This window comes from Coxiella-like endosymbiont of Rhipicephalus sanguineus (assembly GCF_018687865.1).
In genome coordinates this window covers 1-17,634 of sequence record NZ_NIQB01000090.1, presented here as the reverse complement: position 1 = coordinate 17,634, position 17,634 = coordinate 1, and the positions used below count along the sequence as shown (strand labels likewise).

The window sequence follows — 17,634 nt, the reverse complement described above, 5'->3', positions numbered from 1 at the left end:
GGGCATTCAAAATATGAGGATTATCGATAATATACAGGATGGGAGGAAAATTGGATATTTGTTTTAATTAAGAGGGGATAATTAGCTTGATTCGGTGTCAAAATATAATGATTAGGTTCAAATGCCCATTCTAAATCTTTTTCAATGGATTGAGTGTTTTCTTCGTACAAAAAAGGCAAGATACTGGTAAAGTTCTTCGTCAACGGTAAGCGGCATGGGAGAAGCATGCTATCCCATTTCGGTAACTTTCTGCAATACCGGGATAATGGCAAACTTAAGAAAAACCCCTGGATTCTGGTGTATGAAAAGGCTAACACATGTCTCTTAATGTCATCTTTGCTGGAACGCCTCAATTTGCTGTGCCGACGCTCCGAGCACTGATTAAATCCAAGCATCAGGTAATCGCCGTTTATACGCAACCTGATCGACCAGCAGGCCGTGGTCGGAAAATGACAGAAAGCCCCGTTAAAACTTTAGCTCTGTCTCAAAAAATAACTGTTCGCCAGCCACTCTCTTTACGAGGGGAAGAAGAACAAAAAATAACAGCTTTAAAAGCTGATATTATGGTGGTTGTAGCTTATGGATTATTGTTGCCTAGAAGCGTCCTAGTTGCTCATAGATTAGGTGGGATCAATGTTCATGCTTCTCTCCTGCCTCGATGGCGAGGAGCTGCGCCTATTCAGCACGCTATTCTAGCGGGAGATCAAGAAACAGGCGTAACGATTATGCAAATGGATGAGGGATTAGATACCGGTGATATTTTAACTCAGAAATCTTGTCCCATTGGGGAAGAAGATACCGCCGGTGGTCTCTATGAGCGACTTTCGTCTCTAGGTGCTGACCTATTAATCGAGACCTTAGATAAAATCGAGTCAAGGACTATTCATGTAAAAAAACAAGATGCGAGCCGGGCTACCTAGCCCTAAAAATCCAGAAAAAAAATACCGAGTTGAATTGGCATCAACCTGCTGTTAATTTAGGACGAAAAGTGCGCGCATTTAATCCTGCTCCCGTCACCTTTACTTATTTTAAGCATCAACTGATTCGAATTTGGCAGGCAGAAGTTCTCGCAGGAAAAACTCAATTAAGAGCAGGGAGTTTGATCCTATTAGATAAAAATAGATTGGATGTGGCTACCGGCGATGGTGTTTTACGTCTTCATCAGTTACAGTTGCCCGGAAAAAGAATTCAATCAGCTCGAGATTTTATCAATGCTTATAGAAAAGAGTTAATTCCAGGCGAAACCATTTGGGGATAAAAATAATATTCTAATTAAATATAAAATGAAAAATGATAAAATGAAAAATGCAAAAAAACTTATCATCTTAGACCGTGATGGCGTTATTAATTACGATTCAGAAAATTATATTAAAACTCCGGATGAATGGATCCCTATTCCAGGCAGTCTTTCTGCCATTGCATGTTTAACTAAATTAGGCTACATAATTGTAGTAGCGACCAATCAATCCGGCGTTGCTCATGGTTATTATTCTCTAGAAACGTTGAAAGCCATTCATCAAAAAATGAGAGAAGAATTGGCGAAAGTGGGAGGCACATAGAGCAGATTTATTTCTGCCCTCATACGCCTGAAGCTAATTGCGTCTGCCGAAAACCAAATTCCGGATTGTTATATGCTATTGCTCAGGACTTCCCCAAAGCTTTTCCAGATGCCACGTTAGTAGGAGATAGTCTGCGTGATATTCAGGCTGCCCAAAAGGCTGGATGTCGATCTGTATTAGTGAAGACAGGAAATGGTAGAAAAACTATTGATCGTAATAAAGGATTGAAGGGAATACCGATCTTTGAAGATTTAAGTGATTATGTAAGTCATCTTACATTAAAATCCAAATGATTTTTCCAAGTAATTTTTTCCTAATGAACATTGCTTACAGAGGCAGAAGGGAGTCCGCCTCATAGCCATTCTTCGGTAAGAACTATAATATAATCTCGCTCTCCACAGGCTACTAATTCCACATCTCTATTAATTAGAAATAGAAAGGTTTTAGAAAGGTTTTTTACCAAGCCAGTTAGCTCCAACTCTTCTTCTGCTTTTTAGCGGGTGGTGTCGTGGAAAAGAACCTTGTACTTTACCGGATACGGTGGCGTGAATACACATTTTGTTTTTTGTAACTCCCACCATTTTCTTCTCCCAAGAGGAATATACTGCTGATGAATCTTGAATATCAAGCTATTAGTTGGAACATGATCTACCAACAAACTCCACTCTCCTGCAGGAAGTGATTGCAGCAAGCGATTGTACCTAATCTATTACGAGCGGGTTCTTTTCTGCTATTCAATGAGAAGTTTTGGTTGACATCAACTTCAATAGGTGAAATTAAAATCAAATCAGTGTAATTTAAGAATATTTTTTGCCTGGAATGGGGGAATATGATGTAGAAGGAGTTTAAGTTGCCCAACAGTGCCGATAAATTATTGTTGCATTCTTTCTTTACTGTACGCTTTGTGTAGGAGCGATTGTCAAGCGGTTAGTTGAATCGGGTATTGATTTTAAAGTCTTTTTTTATAACCTTAATATTTATCCAGAAAAAGAGTATTTTATTCGAAAAGAGGAAAATATTCGTTTCACTGAAAAATTGGAGATTCCTTGTCGACGCAGAGATTATGACTGAGAGAATTATGACTGAGAGAATTATGACTGAGAGAATAATTGGATGGCGAGATCCAAAGGCATGGAATATGAGCCGGAGGGTGGGATACGATGCACGATGTGCTTTGACATGCGATTTGAACGAACGGCACTTTATGCGTATGAAAATAATTTTAAGATGATATCGAGTACGTTGGGCATTTCTCGATGGAAAATATGGAGCAAATAAATGATTGCGGCGTTCGTGCAGCGGCTAAATATCCTGACATGATCTACTGGACATTCAATTGGCGTAAAGAGGGCGGTTCGCAGCAAATGATTGAAATTTCCAAACTAGAACAATTTTATCAACAGGAATATTGCGGTTGTGTGTGTTCTTTGCGTGATACGAATCGTTGGCAGCTTAAAAATGGGCAGTCACAAATTGAAATTGGTGTGAAATTTTACGGAAAATAGGTGAAGAATAGTGTTCATCACTCTCGTTGTTGCCATGGACAAAAACCGCCTCATCGGTCAGCGAAATCAGTTGCCTTGGAATTTACCTGCTGATTTAGCTCATTTTAAATCGGTTACTTTTGGAAAACCCATTATTATGGGACGGAAAACTTTTGAAAGCATCGGAAAACCCTTATCTCGCCGCCGTAATATTGTGATTTCTCGACAGCCAGGTTTAAGAATTGAAGGATGTGAAATTTTTTCTTCGGTTGATGAGGCCTTAAATGCTTTGGCGGATGAGTCTGAGGTTATGATTATTGGTGGCGGATGTCTTTTCAAGGAAACGTTACCCAAAGCTCATAAAATGATTCTAACAATTATCGAGCATTCGTTTGATGGTGACACCTATTTCCCATTGTGGAATGCCGACGAATGGATCGTGGTCTCTAAAATAAAGCATGGACCGAATGAAAATAATCTGTATGCCTTTAGCTTTTTGGAATTAAAGCGAAAAATAAGGATCACTAAAACATAACGGGATAAATTTAATTGTAATGAAATCTTAGAGAAATATAATTAATGAATCATGTAAAATTTTGTAAATTAATCGATGCTCTTTGACCAATATCCTTGCAGTTCAAATTTAAGAGGTTCCGGTTTTCCTTTTCCTGAAAAGGGCTCACGCAGAGTTTCTTTAAGGAGTTCATTATTCACCGAAGCATTTTTTTATCGAGTTTCTGACAATATAAATAATCTTCCCAGGCTTCAGTAGTAAAAGTGATTAGTATCAATCATACATTAATTTCTTTTTTTTGATTTTACCTTGTCTTAAACTGCGAATAGATTCACGAAGATGAGCGGCGTTGCTTCATTACTAAGTAAATAAGGACCGTTTAAATGATGGGCTCATGTTAATCAGAAAAAGATCCAGAATTTCTTTAAGTTGTGCCCTGAGCTCGGTAAAGGTAACTACATTCATTTTAATGTGCCTAATTGGGTATGTAATAATGCCAGTCCGTTTTATTGTCAACGGTAGCATTGCATTACATCACATCTGAAGAGAAGAACGACAAGGAATGGCGAAACGTTGTTTGGTTTCAAGGTTTAATGCGGTAAGTTGGTGACCCCATGTGCAGCCGGTGTCCAATGCGTGGCAGTAGGGTGCATCGCATTGGCCGTTAAGTGCAGCCCAATGGCCGAATAAGATATCAACTCTTTCTTTTTCATGGTGGCGCCAATCGAACCACGGTTGGAAGTGTTCTCTGTTTGTGCTTGTCTTACCGCTTGCTTTTAAATCCAGCCCCCCTTTTCGTCACAAAAACGCATCCGCGTGAATGCATTGGTGATGTATCGGAGTCGTTCCTGTCCTTTAAGGTCATCATCCCATTGGAAGGTTCATCTCCAAATAAATTCTTTAAAAATTCTTTAAAATAGGGTCCTTGTAAAGTAAGCGATACTTCATTGGCGCGCTCGAGATTTTCTTCGATAGACCATTGTGGAGGAAGTCCGGCGTGCACTAAAAGAGCATAATGATTTTTTTCGTAATGAACTAAGGGGCGACCTCGTAACCATTCTAAGAGTTCCATTTTGTCGGGAGCGCGTAAGATGTTGTGTAGGGTATGTTCATAAGAATCTTCAGGCATAAGCTCGTAGCCTAGAATTAATAAAAATAAATCATGATTTCCAAGAACTATTAATGGCGAAGAAAGAGATTTGATAAAACGCAATACTTCAAGGGAATGAGGACCACGATTAACCAGATCGCCCACAAAGCCTAATTGATCCTCAGAAGGATTAAACTGGATCAGAGCTAATAATTCCTTTAATTCGCGGTAGCATCCCTGAACGTCACCAATAATATATGTACTCATTTGTTCTTTACGCTAATAAATTTCTTCGCGAATTGGCGAAATTTCGTTCGTTAAATGAAAATAAAGTTGTGTAGCTGTGTTGTGGAATAGAGCTTGAAAAAAAGGAATTTTGGCAGTGTAATCACGATAATGCTTTACTCCAAATTCCTGATCAAGCACGGTCCATAGGTTGGCGGTACCATCGACAATTCCCAGTTGCGTAGCTTCTTTGCCCGTCCAAAAATCACCTGAAAATAGTTCCTCGCGACTCCCCCGTAATCGGCTTCCTCGACCAACAATAACTGTATTAATAAAATTTTGATGAACTTGTTCAAGTACCGTTTTGACTTTAATAACATCCTGAGAATCTAAAGGTTCAAAGGGATCCAAACGATCTTTATGAGCTCCTGCTGTAAATAAGCGTCTCGTTATTCCCACTTTCTTTAAGGTATCTACAAATCCGAATCCTCCCATAATTACGCCAATTGAGCCGGTGAGAGTATTCTTATTAACGTAGATTTTATCGGCCGCCGTAGATACTAGGTAAGCACCCGAAGCAAGTTCATCTTCTCCTAGGACCACAACCTTTTTATGGTATTCTTTTTTTAATTCAAGAATTTTGTCATGGATGGTAGAAGCTTGAACAGGACTACCTCCGGGGGAATTGATTACCAAAATAACCCCTTTGGAGTTTTTATCAGCAAACGCGTTCACTAAATTAGGCAGAATTTGATAGGCCGAAAAAGAGGTATTCGACATAATTGGTCCATTTAAGCGCATTAGGGAAACATAGGGAGTTTTGCTTTTTCTGGCTTCTAATTCCGAAGTTGAGGGAGCAAAAATTAAGATAATTAGGAGTAACGAAATAAATATCCAGCCTGCGAAGCGAATATTTCGCCATCGTCGCTCTGAGCGAGATCTTCAAGAATAGCTTTAATCAATGTGTTTTCAAGCGACTCATCATTCATGAAATTAGCCCATAAGTTCTGTTTATTTATAGTTAGTAGGGTACGAGAAAGGGATCTTCAACGCAATAAAAAATCGGAGTGTTGGAAACAGTTCCCCTAAAATCGGTAAGCTATTTTTCAATGTCAATGCCTATAATAATAAAGGGGACATAATTGACATCAGGAATAAAAATAGCTTTACCATACTCAGCACATAATACTGAAATCCGAGTTCCAGTATTAAGCGTTCCATTATTGAAGGTAGGATAGATGTGGCCACTATCGACTAGCGAATTCATGACAATGAATAACGGCGAATCCTGCATTGGCGAACGCACGAAAGCCGGAGTGCCCTAACTGAACCATGAATTTTCCAACAAAATTATATGTGTAAGTGAAAGATCGCAACCATCTTCGAAATAAACCGTGGTATTATGAAAACAGATATAATTAAGTTCAAAAGCGAAATGTGGCTGAATTTCATAACCTAAAAACGAAGCCATTATAAGAAGCTGCGATCGCCGGCAGAAATTGGTGTTGAAGTGGTAAGCATTACCATGTCATATTTTGTTACTTCGGCGACCAACTAGCTCCAATCAATCGGTACTCCCGTAAACTAGGCTAACACCTAAATAGAAGTAATGAGCACGCCAGAGAGAAGGAAAATCCTTAAATTCGGAATGATTAAAATGATTAACAACTGCAGTTCTATTTTTAATAATAAGGAAGGAAAGGCTAATTAAAACAGCTATTTTCTCGATAATTATTATCGTTAATGACAAAAAAGTCTCAGCAATTTTTAAAAACTCGCTGGGACTTCAATTTTTTTAACTGGGTTGAGATCATGTACTGAAATGTTCATGCCAATACTTTATAAATCGGTGGAACATTCTGAGGGTCCTACTAGTGATCCATATTTTTGGTATATCTGCTTATTAAAAATAGCCTTCATTAAGCATGGATTGATTGTAAACACATCGTTGATATATTGAGGGCTGTAATTACCTATACCTCGAGACTGATACCTCTAATATCCACTGATGAGTGAAATACTTGTAAAAACTAGGATCACTTGTGGTTTTGCATTCTCCTCGACCCTTAAATTTAGAGAATTTTTTATTAGTTGGTTAAAGTAAAGGGGTTGGTAAAAGCTATCCCGGAAAATGACAAGATGCTGAGAGCAAAAATAATGCTTGATAGAATTAATTTTTTCATTTTCAAGCTCCTTTTGTAGTTAGACGAAATGAATTAAAATTAAGAGAAATGGGTGAAATAAGGAAAAAAGGAACAAAGACAGATAATTGAAGCAATAGTTGCTTAATAAGTGCATATCTGTTAACTATCCTACCGTATAATACGTGAAAATTCGAAATAAATCATCTATTTTTAATCTAGTCTTCTCTTTTTACTTAAATCTTTCTAAAATCTTTCTACTTAAAAATTTTAATGCTATTCTTTAGTATGAAGCAAAAACATCACATTTAGCCGCATGGAGAATAGCATTAGCCCGAGAGCCTAATAATTTATCGATACCATGATGTCCATGAGTTCCTACAATAAATAAAATCAATACTTAATTTTTCAGAAAGTTCCATTATAGCGTGTTTTAAATACCCGAAAGGGTATATTGCCTTTCAGGCAGAATGTTAACTTCTTTACAAAATTTTGCCAGAGCTTTGCTGGCGTGGGCTTCAATAGTTTGTTCAAGATCGACATTAATTGCGATAGAAAATTCACCGCCATAAGCAGCTGGTGAATGTTCAATTACGTGGACGGCGTTCAACGTAACTTGATTCCGTTCAGTAATTTCCGCTTCACGTCGAATTACTTGTTTGCTGCGAGGAGAAAAGGTCGATAGCGGCCAAGTATATGTTTATAAATTCATAGGATTCCTTATCATTCAGCTATCTAGCTTTCTTGGAGTGAATTACTAATTTTAATAAAATCCTCTACCGTTAGTTCTTGTGGGCGTGATTGAGGATTAATACCTATTATATTCCATTTTTCATTGGGTATTAATTTTTTAAGCGCATTGGCGATTGTTTTTCGGCGGTAAGTAAACGCCTCTTTGACAACCGCGCTGAATTGATTAAAATCCCTTACAGTTTTGGTTGCCGTTTTTCGGGGAATCAAGCGTACAAAAGCTGATTCTACCTGGGGAGAAGGAGTAAAAGCGTTAGGGGGAACGTTAAACAACGAAGTATTATCGCAAAAAAACTGAGTCATGAGACTTAAGCGACCATAATTGGGACTTCCTATCGGAGCCGTTAATCGCAACATAACTTCTTTTTGAAGCATAAAATGCATATCTTGAATAAACTCTATTTGGGTAAATAAATGGAAAAGTAAGGGGGTCGAAATGTTGTAGGGTAAATTACCTATAATACGGAGTGAGTTATTTTCGATTTCTAAGGTCGAGAAATAAAATTGTAATACATCCAATTGATAAATCTTAAAGTTTTCTGATGGAGTATATTTATTTTGTAACGAAGCTGCAAGATCTCGATCGATTTCCACCAGAATTAATTTAGCACATTCGTTGATTAAAAAATCAGTTAAGGCACCTTGACCGGTCCAATTTCTATTATTGTATCTTTTTTTGAGGATGAATGGCAGCAATGATTTTCTGAAAAATAAAGGGGTCTTTAAGAAAATGTTGACCAAAACGCTTACGTGGTAGATGAAATCCGTTCATACATTCTTTGCTGCTAATTTAATTGCTGTAATTAAGCTTTTTTCATTGGCTAATCCGGTTCCTGCGAGGTCAAATGCGGTTCCATGGTCTACAGAAGTACGTATATAAGGCAAGCCCAGTGTCATGTTTACAACAGAGCCGAATTTTAAAGCTTTAATTGGTCCTAATCCTTGATCATGATACATTGCTAAAATAGCATCACAACTTTCAATTATCCGAGGTGTGAATGCAGTGTCGGCTGGGAGGGGGCCTATAAGTGAAAAACCCTCTTGGTTAAGAGCTCTAACAACAGGAATAATTGTTGATAGTTCCTCTTTTCCTAAATGTCCATTCTCGCCTGCATGAGGGTTTACTCCACAGAGAGCAATAGTAGGTTTTTAATTAAAAAATATTTTTTAAGACCCACGTTCAGAAGGCGAATACATTTTTCTAAGGGTAATTTTTTAATTAAAGCAGAAACTTGAGATAATGGAACATGCGTCGTATATAAAGCTACTTTTAAGGTATCTGCTACAAAGAGCATTACAGTTTGTTCTACCTTTGAGTGCGCTGCTAACCATTCAGTGTGACCAGTAAAAGGAATACCGGCATCATTTATGACTGTTTTGCTTACTGGCCCTGTTACTAGAGCTTTATAATTTCCATTTAAACAACCCTCCGCAGCAACCTGAAGTGTTTCTAAAACATATTGTGCATTAGCGGGAGTCGGTTTTCCCGTTATAGATCGAACTTTCAAAGGAATATGACGTATTGTTAAATTATTAGGAATTTCGAGACCAAGCACTTTTGCTCTTTCCATCAATAAAGTGTAATCGGCAATGACAACAAGAGGCATTGAAAGCTTATGTTGCGCCAGCTGGATTACAATATCCGGCCCAATTCCTGCAGGTTCTCCGGGTGTAATAACGATAGGGGTCATCAGGAATTAATGTAAATACGAATGTAAGAGGAACGACGCAATTGCCCCAACCATTGTTGCAAGGCTTTTTCAAATTTTTTCTGATAAACGGCCTGTTGAATTTTCTGATTATTAGCCCTATTTTGATTTTCTTTACCTAGTAATTTAACGAGATGGAATCCATTGGGAGCTTGTATAGGCCCCATTAGCTCGTTAGGTTTCATTTTGCTGATGGGGTTCACAAAGACTTGAGGAAGATCACTACTTAATCTCCATCCAAGATCCCTACTGCCTGGGTGGGCAGACATGACGGATTCAAAACTTAATCCTTTACGAAGTTGTTTTAAAACTAAAAAGGCTTTGCCCTTTGCATGATTGATTTGAGCTTGAGTAGCACCCTCCGGCACCCGAATTAATATGGTAGCCACATGATAACGAGCAGAAGCAATTTGTGCTAGATGTTGTTTTTGAAAAGCTACGAGGTCCGATTTGCTAATAGTGATATTATTCGCTATCACTTGCTGTTGCAATTTGGAAATGAGCAATTGTTTCCGTATTTGGTTACGAAATTCCCGATAAGAAATACCTTGCTGATTGAGCTTTTCTTTGAGAACTGATTCAGATAGCTGATTTTGAGCTGCTATTCTAGAGATGGTTGCATTTATTTCTTCGTCGCTGGCTTTGATTTTATTTCGTTTAGACAACTGTAATTGCAATTTTTGATAAATCAATTGCTCTATCACCTGTTTTCGAAATACTTTTTCATTGAGCATAGGAATGTGATGCTGAGTAAATTGTTGTTTTGCAGCCGCTAAGGCGTGATTGAATTCACTTTGAGTAATAATTTCGTTATTGACTACTGCAGCAATTTGATCTAGCAGTTCCTCCTGCGTAGCGTTAGGTTCGGGAAGGGGAGATTGTTGTGCTATGCTGGTGGCGCTTATTGTAAGCAGGGATATTGCCATTAAATGGATTATTGTTTTAAACATTATTTTTACCTCATATCATTAGGAAGATCATATATCGTGTTAAATAACGATTGCCCTGCAATAGGAGCGTTTCCAAAATCGCCCAGCCCTTTTAACTCGAGTTGAATAAAATAGCTCGTATCATAACTATTTTTAAGGCCGCTAACTGGGTCAACGATTAAGCCTGTATAAGTTCGGCGTGTAATAAAACTCAATGCCCAGCAACACGTATTGTATTGTACACCAACAGCGGCGACGTCGGTATGATGACGAGTGAGATCGTAGCCCCAATAGGTCCTGGCAGACCATCGGGCAGAAAGAGGCCACTGTACCGAAAGATAACTGACACTGGTGTTAGTGCTATAAATACTGCTGGGCGGGCTAATGATACTGGTGCTTACAATAGATTGACCGTTACCATGCACGAAAATATAGCTTAGGCTGACTTTACGTCTTTCATTAGCATAGCTTATTACTGTAGAAGAGTTATTGGTTTGGCGAAGGTTAGGATTCCATGCCATGCTGGTGGTTAGGGACCAGTGAGGAAAAGGATAATAAATGAGTTCGCCGACAATGGGAGAGAAATGAAAATTAAGGGGTGTGCATCCTGCAGGAAGGCAAACACGTTGGTTTCTAATTAAATACATGAAACCGAGGTTAGCGGTTAAGAGTGGGGCCCGGTAATGCCATCAAAAATGCGAGAGGTAAGCCCAAAGATTACTTGATTAGCATTTTGCACACGATCGTCGCCCGTGTATTGATTCAATACAAATAATTGCTCAAAAGCAAAAGGTAATAAGACGGTATCAAAATTAGGTAATTTATCTTGATTTTGATAAGGGACATACAAATAAAAGAAACGAGGCTCAAGCGTTTGGGTGAGGTTCCGTCCCCAGAGACTAAAATCTCGATCGAAGTAAAGCCCCGAATCAATATCAAAAATTGGCAATAAGCGGCCGGCAGTTTGTACCTGACCGGGTTGAAAATGTTCAACATTATAGGCTATTGCATCGGCCCATATCTGAGGATTGATATAGCCAGATACAAAATAAAAAGGAAAGCTTAAACCGGGTCGCATATGGAAACGTTGCCCGATGGGTTTATCAGGTGTGAAATTGCTTTGATAACTGAAATTGATTGCTTCCGCATTAAGATTAAAGTCCATGTGGGGTGTGATATCTGGATAATAGCCATCAACATTGAAGTCAGGAAGCCGAGTGTATTGATCAAGCACAGGGGCCGAAATTTGTGAAATTAGATGGAGTGTCTGATAGGCTTGAAGCATCCCATTAAACTGCCAATGTAATCCACTATATTGCAAATCAATTCGATTTAAAAGTTGATTAGAGAGGGAACTTGCATTCATTTGGCTGCCTAAATCCTGGAAAAAATAAGGGTCTGTAACGTAATTTAAAATAATATTGGATGACCATTCTGGGTTTAAAGCCGTATGCTCATTTATTGAAAAAAGGCTGCGCTGATTTTTCATATTTTTTAATTGATCAAGATAGGGCGCATAGCGGGGATTGTTAGCATAATAAGGGTTAGAAAATTTTCTTAAAGTTTCTTCCCGAAACTGCTGGAAGAGCGTATCATCAGGGAGATAGCTCACGTACATGTCGCCGCCGCTATTTATAGCGCTTAAAAAGCGGAAAAGTGCGTGCATATCGAGACCGCGCTTTCTTATAAGTTCAGGTGTTAAGGTAAGGTCATAGTTGGGTGCCATGTTCCAGTAAAAAGGAAGAGAAAAAAGCCCGCCTGAACTACCGCTAAGACCAATGCGAGGAGTTAAAAATCCCGTCTTTCGATAATTATTGATAGGAAAGTTATAGTAAGGAAAATAAAAAACAGGAAAACCATAAAACCGCAATAGCGCGTTGTAGGCTTCTCCTCGATATGTCTGTTTATTTAATACTAATGTCGTGGCACTAAGCCACACGTAGGGCTAGTGGGATCACAAGTGCTGTAGGTAGCGTGCTGTAAGGTCATGACTTGGGATATATCTCGGGTTGCCTGTTTTGCTGTTCCCCAAGCATTGAAGGGATTAAATTGCGGAATATAAGATTTATCGTTATAGCTTCGATAGGCCAAATTTTTTAAGACTGCTGTCTTTGGGTGAAGTGTTAATTTCCCTTTATCCGCAACAATTAATTTACCGGCTTCGCGCAAACGAACATGCCCAACGAGAACAATTTTGTTAACCTGGCCAGTTTTTTCGTCTCGATATATATAGGCTTTATCAGCATTGACAATACGACCTGGCTGAATAACAACCACGTCTTTCTGCAAAATAGATATTCCCTTAGCTGTTACAGTGGAAGAACCTCTAGCAGTAATTATAGTGGGCTCTTTTTTCGCTGCAGCGGGGTGGGGAAATTCGCTTACCATCAGGGGTTCTTTAAAATAACCATGACAAAAAAGGCAGATTCCCTCAGTAGGAATCCATCCGAGGATATTTGAAATGTGTTGCTGGAAGCGATAGCGAGACCAGCCCTCCGGTAAGGTTTCGGAAACGAGAGGTTGTTTTGATGAAGAAATTTTGGTAGCTTTGCTTACTTTCAGCAATACCAAGTTGCTGAAAAAAAGCAAAGTTATAATAAAAAAACCAAAATAAATAAATTTCTTAACTTCACTGTAAGAATTTCTTTCTAATTTTAAAGTTGTTGGAGAATGGTAACCTCTTAAGTACCATTTGACCACATTTGACCATGGTAATAGTGAAATGAGTGTGACTATGGGAGAAAGTGTTCCCGACAAACGATTTTAAGACCTCTGTGCATGGTTGAATAAACACATGGAAAAGCCATTCCAGAGAATTTCCTTTAGCCGACGATGCAAGTTTTCGTCGTTATTTTCGAGTGTATTATCCTCAGGCAACTTATATAATCATGGATGCGCCATCTAACAAGGAATCTTGTGAATCCTTCGTTGCAATTTCCAAGCCATTTGAAAAAATTAGGTTTGAATGTTTCTCACATCTGTAGTAACAACAAAAAGGGTTTTTTGTTGTTACCAGATTTTGGAGATGAATTGTATGTGGATGCTCTTAATATCGAAACGGTGAATGACTTATATCAAGGTGCTTTAAATAATTTATTACCTATTCAATCTTATCCTTATCCAGAAATAGAAAATTTTTCTTTACATCAGTATACGTCTGATCTCTATTATCGTGAAATGAGGTTGTTTCCCAATTGGTATTTAGAAAGATTAAAAACTTCATTGTCTTTAAAAGAAAAAATATTTTAGCAACTATTTTTCAATTGTTAATTGAGTCTGCTTTATCGCACTCCAAAGTATGTGTATATCGGGATTAGCATTCGCGTAATTTAATGGTTGTTGCTGGCAGGATGCACTTTGGGGGGGGTAACTTATGATTTACTTTCTTTATTAAGAGATTGTTATATCGATTGGCTGTCCGAGTAAGTTGAGCAATGAGTATTACAGTTTCATCGTCAAGTCTGCGAAGAAGGGGTATTAAAAGATCGAAATTCAGAACAATTTTTGCGCTGGTTTGATTGGATCGGTTTACAAGGGCATTTAAATTATATTGGCCTTTTTGCTCGATTGAATGAACGAGATCAGAAAGCAAATTATTTGTAATATATTCCAAGAGTGATACGGTATGTGGAAAGCGTGTGCGGACGCTATTCCGAGTTGAAAGAACTAAAGCCGTTGCTTCAGGGAGCAGTGGTTCAATTGAATTGAATTGAATTGAATTGAATTGAAGAGAGGCATCAGTCCTAGATAAAGAGAGATTAATGAAAGCAATGATATTGCAGCAGGCCGAGGTTCTTGGTTGAAACCTTTAACAGATAGTATATTTCTAAGCCTTTATTATCCGTTGGTACTGAGAGGGGGTTAATAGAACATAATTTAAAAATGTTAAGCGTGGTGAATATTTGCGAAGTGGTCAATTAATATTTCTCATCATTTAATATTTCTCATCATACTACTCATCATACTAATAAAATTATGGATTACTTAGGTAATGGCGAACGTTACGGAGTAACAATTTATTACTCTTAAATTATTACTCTTATTGAACCAAATCCTTTAGGAACAGGCGGTGGTATTTTAAAGCCTTACCATTATTAGGAAACGAACCGTTTATCGTCGTAAGTGCCTTTTCTTTTTGTAGAAAATCCCGATTACCATCCGGAAGGGGATTATGCATTGACACCAGAAGACAAAGTTATTTTTGATGTACCTAAACTGACCTACGCGAATATTGCTAAGCTCCATCCGAAATTATTTGCTAATTGCCAACCCGATTCCCTCCCCTCTCTCAATTATTTACTGAGGCTATTTCTCGACATACCGCTAGCGGAGGAACTCTCTATCAGGAGAAATGCTTCAATGTGGGAACCACAGGAGAATTAGAGCGATTAAGAAAAGCGATTGGTTAGCCATTTCCCAATTGCTTTAATTTCCTCATAACATACTTGATGACCCATCGCATACTCATGCCATTCCACAGGATAACCCAGTTGATTTAAGAGTTGGAAAGTTTGTTTTCCTAAAGTGAGAGGAAGAACGCGATCTGAGTCCCCATGAGCGATAAAAATGGGTATTTGTTGATTAATAACATCACTCACTTTTGCTGCTAATTGGTCCGCGAGAGGAAGATAAGTCGATAGAGCAATAACGCCCGCGAGCGGTTTTGAATACCGAAGGCTAGTATAAAGAGCCATCGCACCACCTTGAGAAAACCCAGCGAGAACGATGCGATGACTTGGAACACCCTCAGTAACTTCTTTTTCGATTAACTGATTAATGGATCGTTGGGTCTGAGCTATACCTTCTTCGTCTTCATGTGTGAAATCAGTGAGACTATAAATGTCGTACCAAGCACGCATTTGCATCATGGCATTTATTGTGATTGGTCTTATAGGAGCGTGGGGAAATATAAAACGAAGGTGAAGATCTTGTGGCAAGGCTAACTGGGGTACAATATCAGCAAAATCATGCCCATCAGCGCCTAGCCCGTGCAGCCAAATCACACTACCTACGGCCGCTTTAGTGGGAGGTATTGTAATGCTTTCAAAAGAATTGTTCGTATCCATTCAATAGTATATTATTATCAATTATGAAAAAAATCATCCTTATTTATGCTTTTTTAATCCTCGCTGGTTGCGGAGCTCGAGGGGCTTTATATTTACCACAAAAAACTGACTCAACCCAACAGTCGAAATGTAGCCAAAATCGACTAAGCCCCACATTCGTAGGGGATTGCTAATACGATGAAAATTAATTTCACGAAGATGCATGGATTAGGCAATGATTTTGTGGTGATAGATGCTACGAAACAGCCTTTTCAGATGACGACTTCTCAAATCCAAAAAATGGCAAATCGTCGCTTAGGGGTGGGGTTTGATCAATTATTAGTTATTGAACTTCCTAAAGACCCTACCATTGATTTTCATTTCCGGATTTTTAATACGGACGGAAGCGAGGTAAGTCAGTGTGGAAACGGTGCTCGTTGTATTGCTCGATATATTCGTGCCAATCAACTTACAGAGCGAGATGAATTCCGGGTTTCTACCCTGAATGATATTTTGGAACTCAAAATCCAATCAAACGATAAAGTCTCCGTTAAAATGGGGGTGCCTCGATTCGATCCTACCGACATTCCCTTTATAGCACCTAAAACTGCCAATTTTTATGACCTGGAAATCGATAATCAAAAGATAAAATTAGGTGTAGTCAATATCGGAAATCCACATGCGATAATTCCAGTAAATACTATCGATGCATTACAAGTATCGAAGCTCGGTCCCCAATTAAGTATTCACGAGCGTTTTCCGGAAGGTACAAATGTGGGGTTCATGCAAGTTATTAATGCACAAAACATTCGCTTGCGGGTATATGAGCGCGGCGCCGAAGAAACCCTAGCTTGTGGTAGCGGTGCTTGTGCAGCAGTGGCGGTAGGTCGGCGTTCGGGTTTATTGCAGGAACGTGTTGTTGTTAATCAGCCCGGCGGAAGCCTTATCGTTGATTGGCAAGGTCCTTTAACTCCGGTCATCATGACAGGTCCGACAGCCACCGTTTTTTGTGGTGAGTGGTCGGATTAGTCTTCCTATAGTATCCTTAATTGAATATTTAAGAGTTCCGGCCGAACTAATTTTTAAACAAAAATTAGCTTGTGTGTTTTATGGTTTGGTATAGAATGTGTCAACTTTTAAGGCCCTTGGAGGAGGTGGCAATGACGGTACCAAAAGCAACTACTACGAAAATGAAGACTGCGGTTGTAGATTTTTCACCTTACAAGTTTAAAAAGGGTGAAGAATATATGAATGAAAAGCAGAAACATCATTTCCGTAAAATTCTGCTTCAGTGGAAAAAACAACTTATGGAAGAGGTTGATTCTACAGTGGGGCATTTAAAGGAAGAAGCGAACGTCTATGCTGATCCGTTGGATCGTGCTAGCCAGGAAGAAGGGTTTAATTTAGAACTACGAACCCGCGATCGTGAACGCAAGCTTATTAAAAAAATTGAGCAATCCTTAGATTCAATTGAAGAAGGTGAGTATGGGTATTGTGAAGATTGTAGTGCAGAAATTGGTATTCGACGCTTAGAAGCGCGTCCTACGGCAAGTAAGTGCATAGACTGTAAGACCTTTGAAGAGATCCGAGAAAAACAGTCCGGTGGATAAACTTTTTATTCGTAACCTCAAAATATCTGCCCAGGTTGGTATTTTGCCACACGAAAAAACCTCGTCGCAGAGAATTGCTCTCGATGTTGTTTTGGGTATCAACAGTAAACAAGCCTGTAGGTCCGATGATCTTAATTCTACTATCGATTATGCAAGTGTTCGAAGTAGCTTAATTGAATTTTTTAGCAATCGACGATTTAACTTAGTCGAAACGTTGGCGAATCGTTGTGCCGATTTTCTTTTTTCTCAATTTCGTATACATTGGCTTCAGTTGAGTGTTACAAAATTATCGGTGTTTGATGATGCCGATGGTGCTGGAATAACCATTGAGCGTATGCGAGAAACTATCTCTGCAGATTAAACCCTTCCTCTCTAATCTAAACAGCTTTGCTTTCGAATCTAAAGGGCTATAAAGACGCTCTTTTCTATGGTATTATTTTTCAGCCGAAAGGTGGGAGGTATTGCTTAAATCCCCTCCAAGAGAGGAGACATTTAATAGTGATGTTCCCAGTGTGTGGTGTTAATCATAGATCGGCTCTGTTAGAGATTCGAGAAAAGTTAGTATTCAATGCTAATTT

Annotated in this window: 15 protein-coding genes and 9 pseudogenes; 9 read left to right on the top strand and 15 right to left on the bottom strand. The window is 38.7% G+C overall.

The annotated features are described in order from the left end of the window. Positions 1 to 20: 20 nt before the first annotated feature. Positions 21 to 227: a hypothetical protein gene (locus tag B1F79_RS05120; protein ID WP_251366253.1), complete on the bottom strand. Its 207-nt coding sequence runs from the start codon at positions 225 to 227 to the stop codon at positions 21 to 23. A 90-nt stretch (positions 228 to 317) separates the two neighbouring features. Here B1F79_RS05120 and fmt point away from each other — a divergent pair. Then, positions 318 to 1,258: pseudogene (fmt, locus tag B1F79_RS05115) on the top strand (methionyl-tRNA formyltransferase). A 25-nt stretch (positions 1,259 to 1,283) separates the two neighbouring features. Then, a pseudogene (gmhB, locus tag B1F79_RS05105) lies at positions 1,284 to 1,852 on the top strand (D-glycero-beta-D-manno-heptose 1,7-bisphosphate 7-phosphatase). Between the two features lie 20 nt (positions 1,853 to 1,872). On the opposite strand, the pseudogene B1F79_RS05100 reads toward gmhB, so the two are convergent. Further along, positions 1,873 to 2,140 (bottom strand): annotated as a pseudogene (locus tag B1F79_RS05100) (acylphosphatase). 289 nt (positions 2,141 to 2,429) lie between these two features. On the opposite strand from B1F79_RS05100, the pseudogene B1F79_RS05095 reads away from it, so the two are divergent. Together B1F79_RS05095 and B1F79_RS05090 are read left to right on the top strand one after the other, a co-directional pair. Continuing rightward, a pseudogene (locus B1F79_RS05095) lies at positions 2,430 to 3,064 on the top strand (epoxyqueuosine reductase QueH). Between the two features lie 10 nt (positions 3,065 to 3,074). Then, a complete protein-coding gene (locus B1F79_RS05090) occupies positions 3,075 to 3,578 on the top strand; it encodes a dihydrofolate reductase (protein ID WP_251366251.1) in 504 nt (167 codons plus the stop codon). Between the two features lie 10 nt (positions 3,579 to 3,588). On the opposite strand, the pseudogene B1F79_RS06645 reads toward B1F79_RS05090, so the two are convergent. The 12 genes and pseudogenes from B1F79_RS06645 to B1F79_RS05030 all read right to left on the bottom strand — a co-directional run bounded on the left by B1F79_RS06645 (position 3,589) and on the right by B1F79_RS05030 (position 12,966). Continuing rightward, positions 3,589 to 3,831, bottom strand: a pseudogene (locus B1F79_RS06645) (Txe/YoeB family addiction module toxin). Between the two features lie 260 nt (positions 3,832 to 4,091). After that, positions 4,092 to 4,914 (bottom strand): annotated as a pseudogene (locus B1F79_RS05080) (symmetrical bis(5'-nucleosyl)-tetraphosphatase). Between the two features lie 12 nt (positions 4,915 to 4,926). Continuing rightward, positions 4,927 to 5,861 (bottom strand): annotated as a pseudogene (locus tag B1F79_RS05075) (S49 family peptidase). 110 nt (positions 5,862 to 5,971) lie between these two features. Next, positions 5,972 to 6,178: a hypothetical protein gene (locus B1F79_RS05070; protein WP_251366250.1), complete on the bottom strand. Its 207-nt coding sequence runs from the start codon at positions 6,176 to 6,178 to the stop codon at positions 5,972 to 5,974. Between the two features lie 1,118 nt (positions 6,179 to 7,296). Further along, complete coding sequence (locus B1F79_RS05065; RefSeq protein ID WP_251366249.1) at positions 7,297 to 7,410, bottom strand: universal stress protein; 114 nt, start codon at positions 7,408 to 7,410, stop codon at positions 7,297 to 7,299. Positions 7,411 to 7,446: 36 nt separating this feature from the next. Beyond that, positions 7,447 to 7,623, bottom strand: a complete 177-nt coding sequence (locus B1F79_RS05060) for an adenine nucleotide alpha hydrolase family protein (protein WP_251366248.1) — start codon at positions 7,621 to 7,623, stop codon at positions 7,447 to 7,449. 125 nt (positions 7,624 to 7,748) lie between these two features. Then, positions 7,749 to 8,535 (bottom strand): annotated as a pseudogene (gene rsmA / locus B1F79_RS05055) (16S rRNA (adenine(1518)-N(6)/adenine(1519)-N(6))-dimethyltransferase RsmA). Further along, positions 8,532 to 9,334, bottom strand: a pseudogene (gene pdxA / locus B1F79_RS05050) (4-hydroxythreonine-4-phosphate dehydrogenase PdxA). Before pdxA ends, rsmA begins: the two co-directional pseudogenes overlap by 4 nt. Positions 9,335 to 9,453: 119 nt before the next feature. Then, the gene (locus tag B1F79_RS05045; protein WP_285896414.1) at positions 9,454 to 10,422 is read right to left on the bottom strand and encodes a SurA N-terminal domain-containing protein; all 969 of its coding nucleotides are present in this window, start codon (positions 10,420 to 10,422) and stop codon (positions 9,454 to 9,456) included. A gap of 5 nt (positions 10,423 to 10,427) precedes the next feature. Next, on the bottom strand, positions 10,428 to 11,048 hold the full coding sequence (gene lptD / locus B1F79_RS05040; RefSeq protein ID WP_251366246.1) for an LPS assembly protein LptD: 621 nt from the start codon (positions 11,046 to 11,048) through the stop codon (positions 10,428 to 10,430). A gap of 17 nt (positions 11,049 to 11,065) precedes the next feature. Continuing rightward, a complete protein-coding gene (locus tag B1F79_RS06640) occupies positions 11,066 to 12,340 on the bottom strand; it encodes an LPS-assembly protein LptD (protein ID WP_251366245.1) in 1,275 nt (424 codons plus the stop codon). Then, complete coding sequence (locus B1F79_RS05030; RefSeq protein ID WP_251366244.1) at positions 12,316 to 12,966, bottom strand: hypothetical protein; 651 nt, start codon at positions 12,964 to 12,966, stop codon at positions 12,316 to 12,318. The genes B1F79_RS06640 and B1F79_RS05030 overlap by 25 nt, the downstream gene beginning before the upstream one ends. Positions 12,967 to 13,317: 351 nt before the next feature. Between B1F79_RS05030 and B1F79_RS05025 the strand changes: the two genes are divergently transcribed. Both B1F79_RS05025 and B1F79_RS05020 read left to right on the top strand, forming a co-directional pair. Beyond that, positions 13,318 to 13,650, top strand: a complete 333-nt coding sequence (locus tag B1F79_RS05025; protein WP_251366243.1) for a hypothetical protein — start codon at positions 13,318 to 13,320, stop codon at positions 13,648 to 13,650. A gap of 873 nt (positions 13,651 to 14,523) precedes the next feature. Further along, complete coding sequence (locus tag B1F79_RS05020) at positions 14,524 to 14,784, top strand: hypothetical protein (protein WP_251366242.1); 261 nt, start codon at positions 14,524 to 14,526, stop codon at positions 14,782 to 14,784. 5 nt (positions 14,785 to 14,789) lie between these two features. Here the strand turns inward: B1F79_RS05020 and B1F79_RS05015 are convergent, their stop codons facing one another. Further along, entirely contained in the window at positions 14,790 to 15,467 is a 678-nt protein-coding gene (locus tag B1F79_RS05015; protein ID WP_251366241.1) for an alpha/beta hydrolase, read from the bottom strand. 177 nt (positions 15,468 to 15,644) lie between these two features. On the opposite strand from B1F79_RS05015, the gene dapF reads away from it, so the two are divergent. The 3 genes from dapF to folB all read left to right on the top strand — a co-directional run bounded on the left by dapF (position 15,645) and on the right by folB (position 17,417). Continuing rightward, positions 15,645 to 16,475 carry a diaminopimelate epimerase gene (dapF, locus tag B1F79_RS05010; RefSeq protein WP_251366240.1) on the top strand — a complete coding sequence of 277 codons (831 nt, stop codon included), beginning with the start codon at positions 15,645 to 15,647 and terminating at the stop codon, positions 16,473 to 16,475. Positions 16,476 to 16,606: 131 nt separating this feature from the next. Then, a complete protein-coding gene (dksA, locus tag B1F79_RS05005) occupies positions 16,607 to 17,056 on the top strand; it encodes an RNA polymerase-binding protein DksA (protein WP_251366239.1) in 450 nt (149 codons plus the stop codon). Next, positions 17,049 to 17,417, top strand: coding sequence for a dihydroneopterin aldolase (gene folB, locus B1F79_RS05000; RefSeq protein WP_251366238.1), 369 nt, complete (start codon positions 17,049 to 17,051; stop codon positions 17,415 to 17,417). The genes dksA and folB overlap by 8 nt, the downstream gene beginning before the upstream one ends. Positions 17,418 to 17,634: the final 217 nt, after the last annotated feature.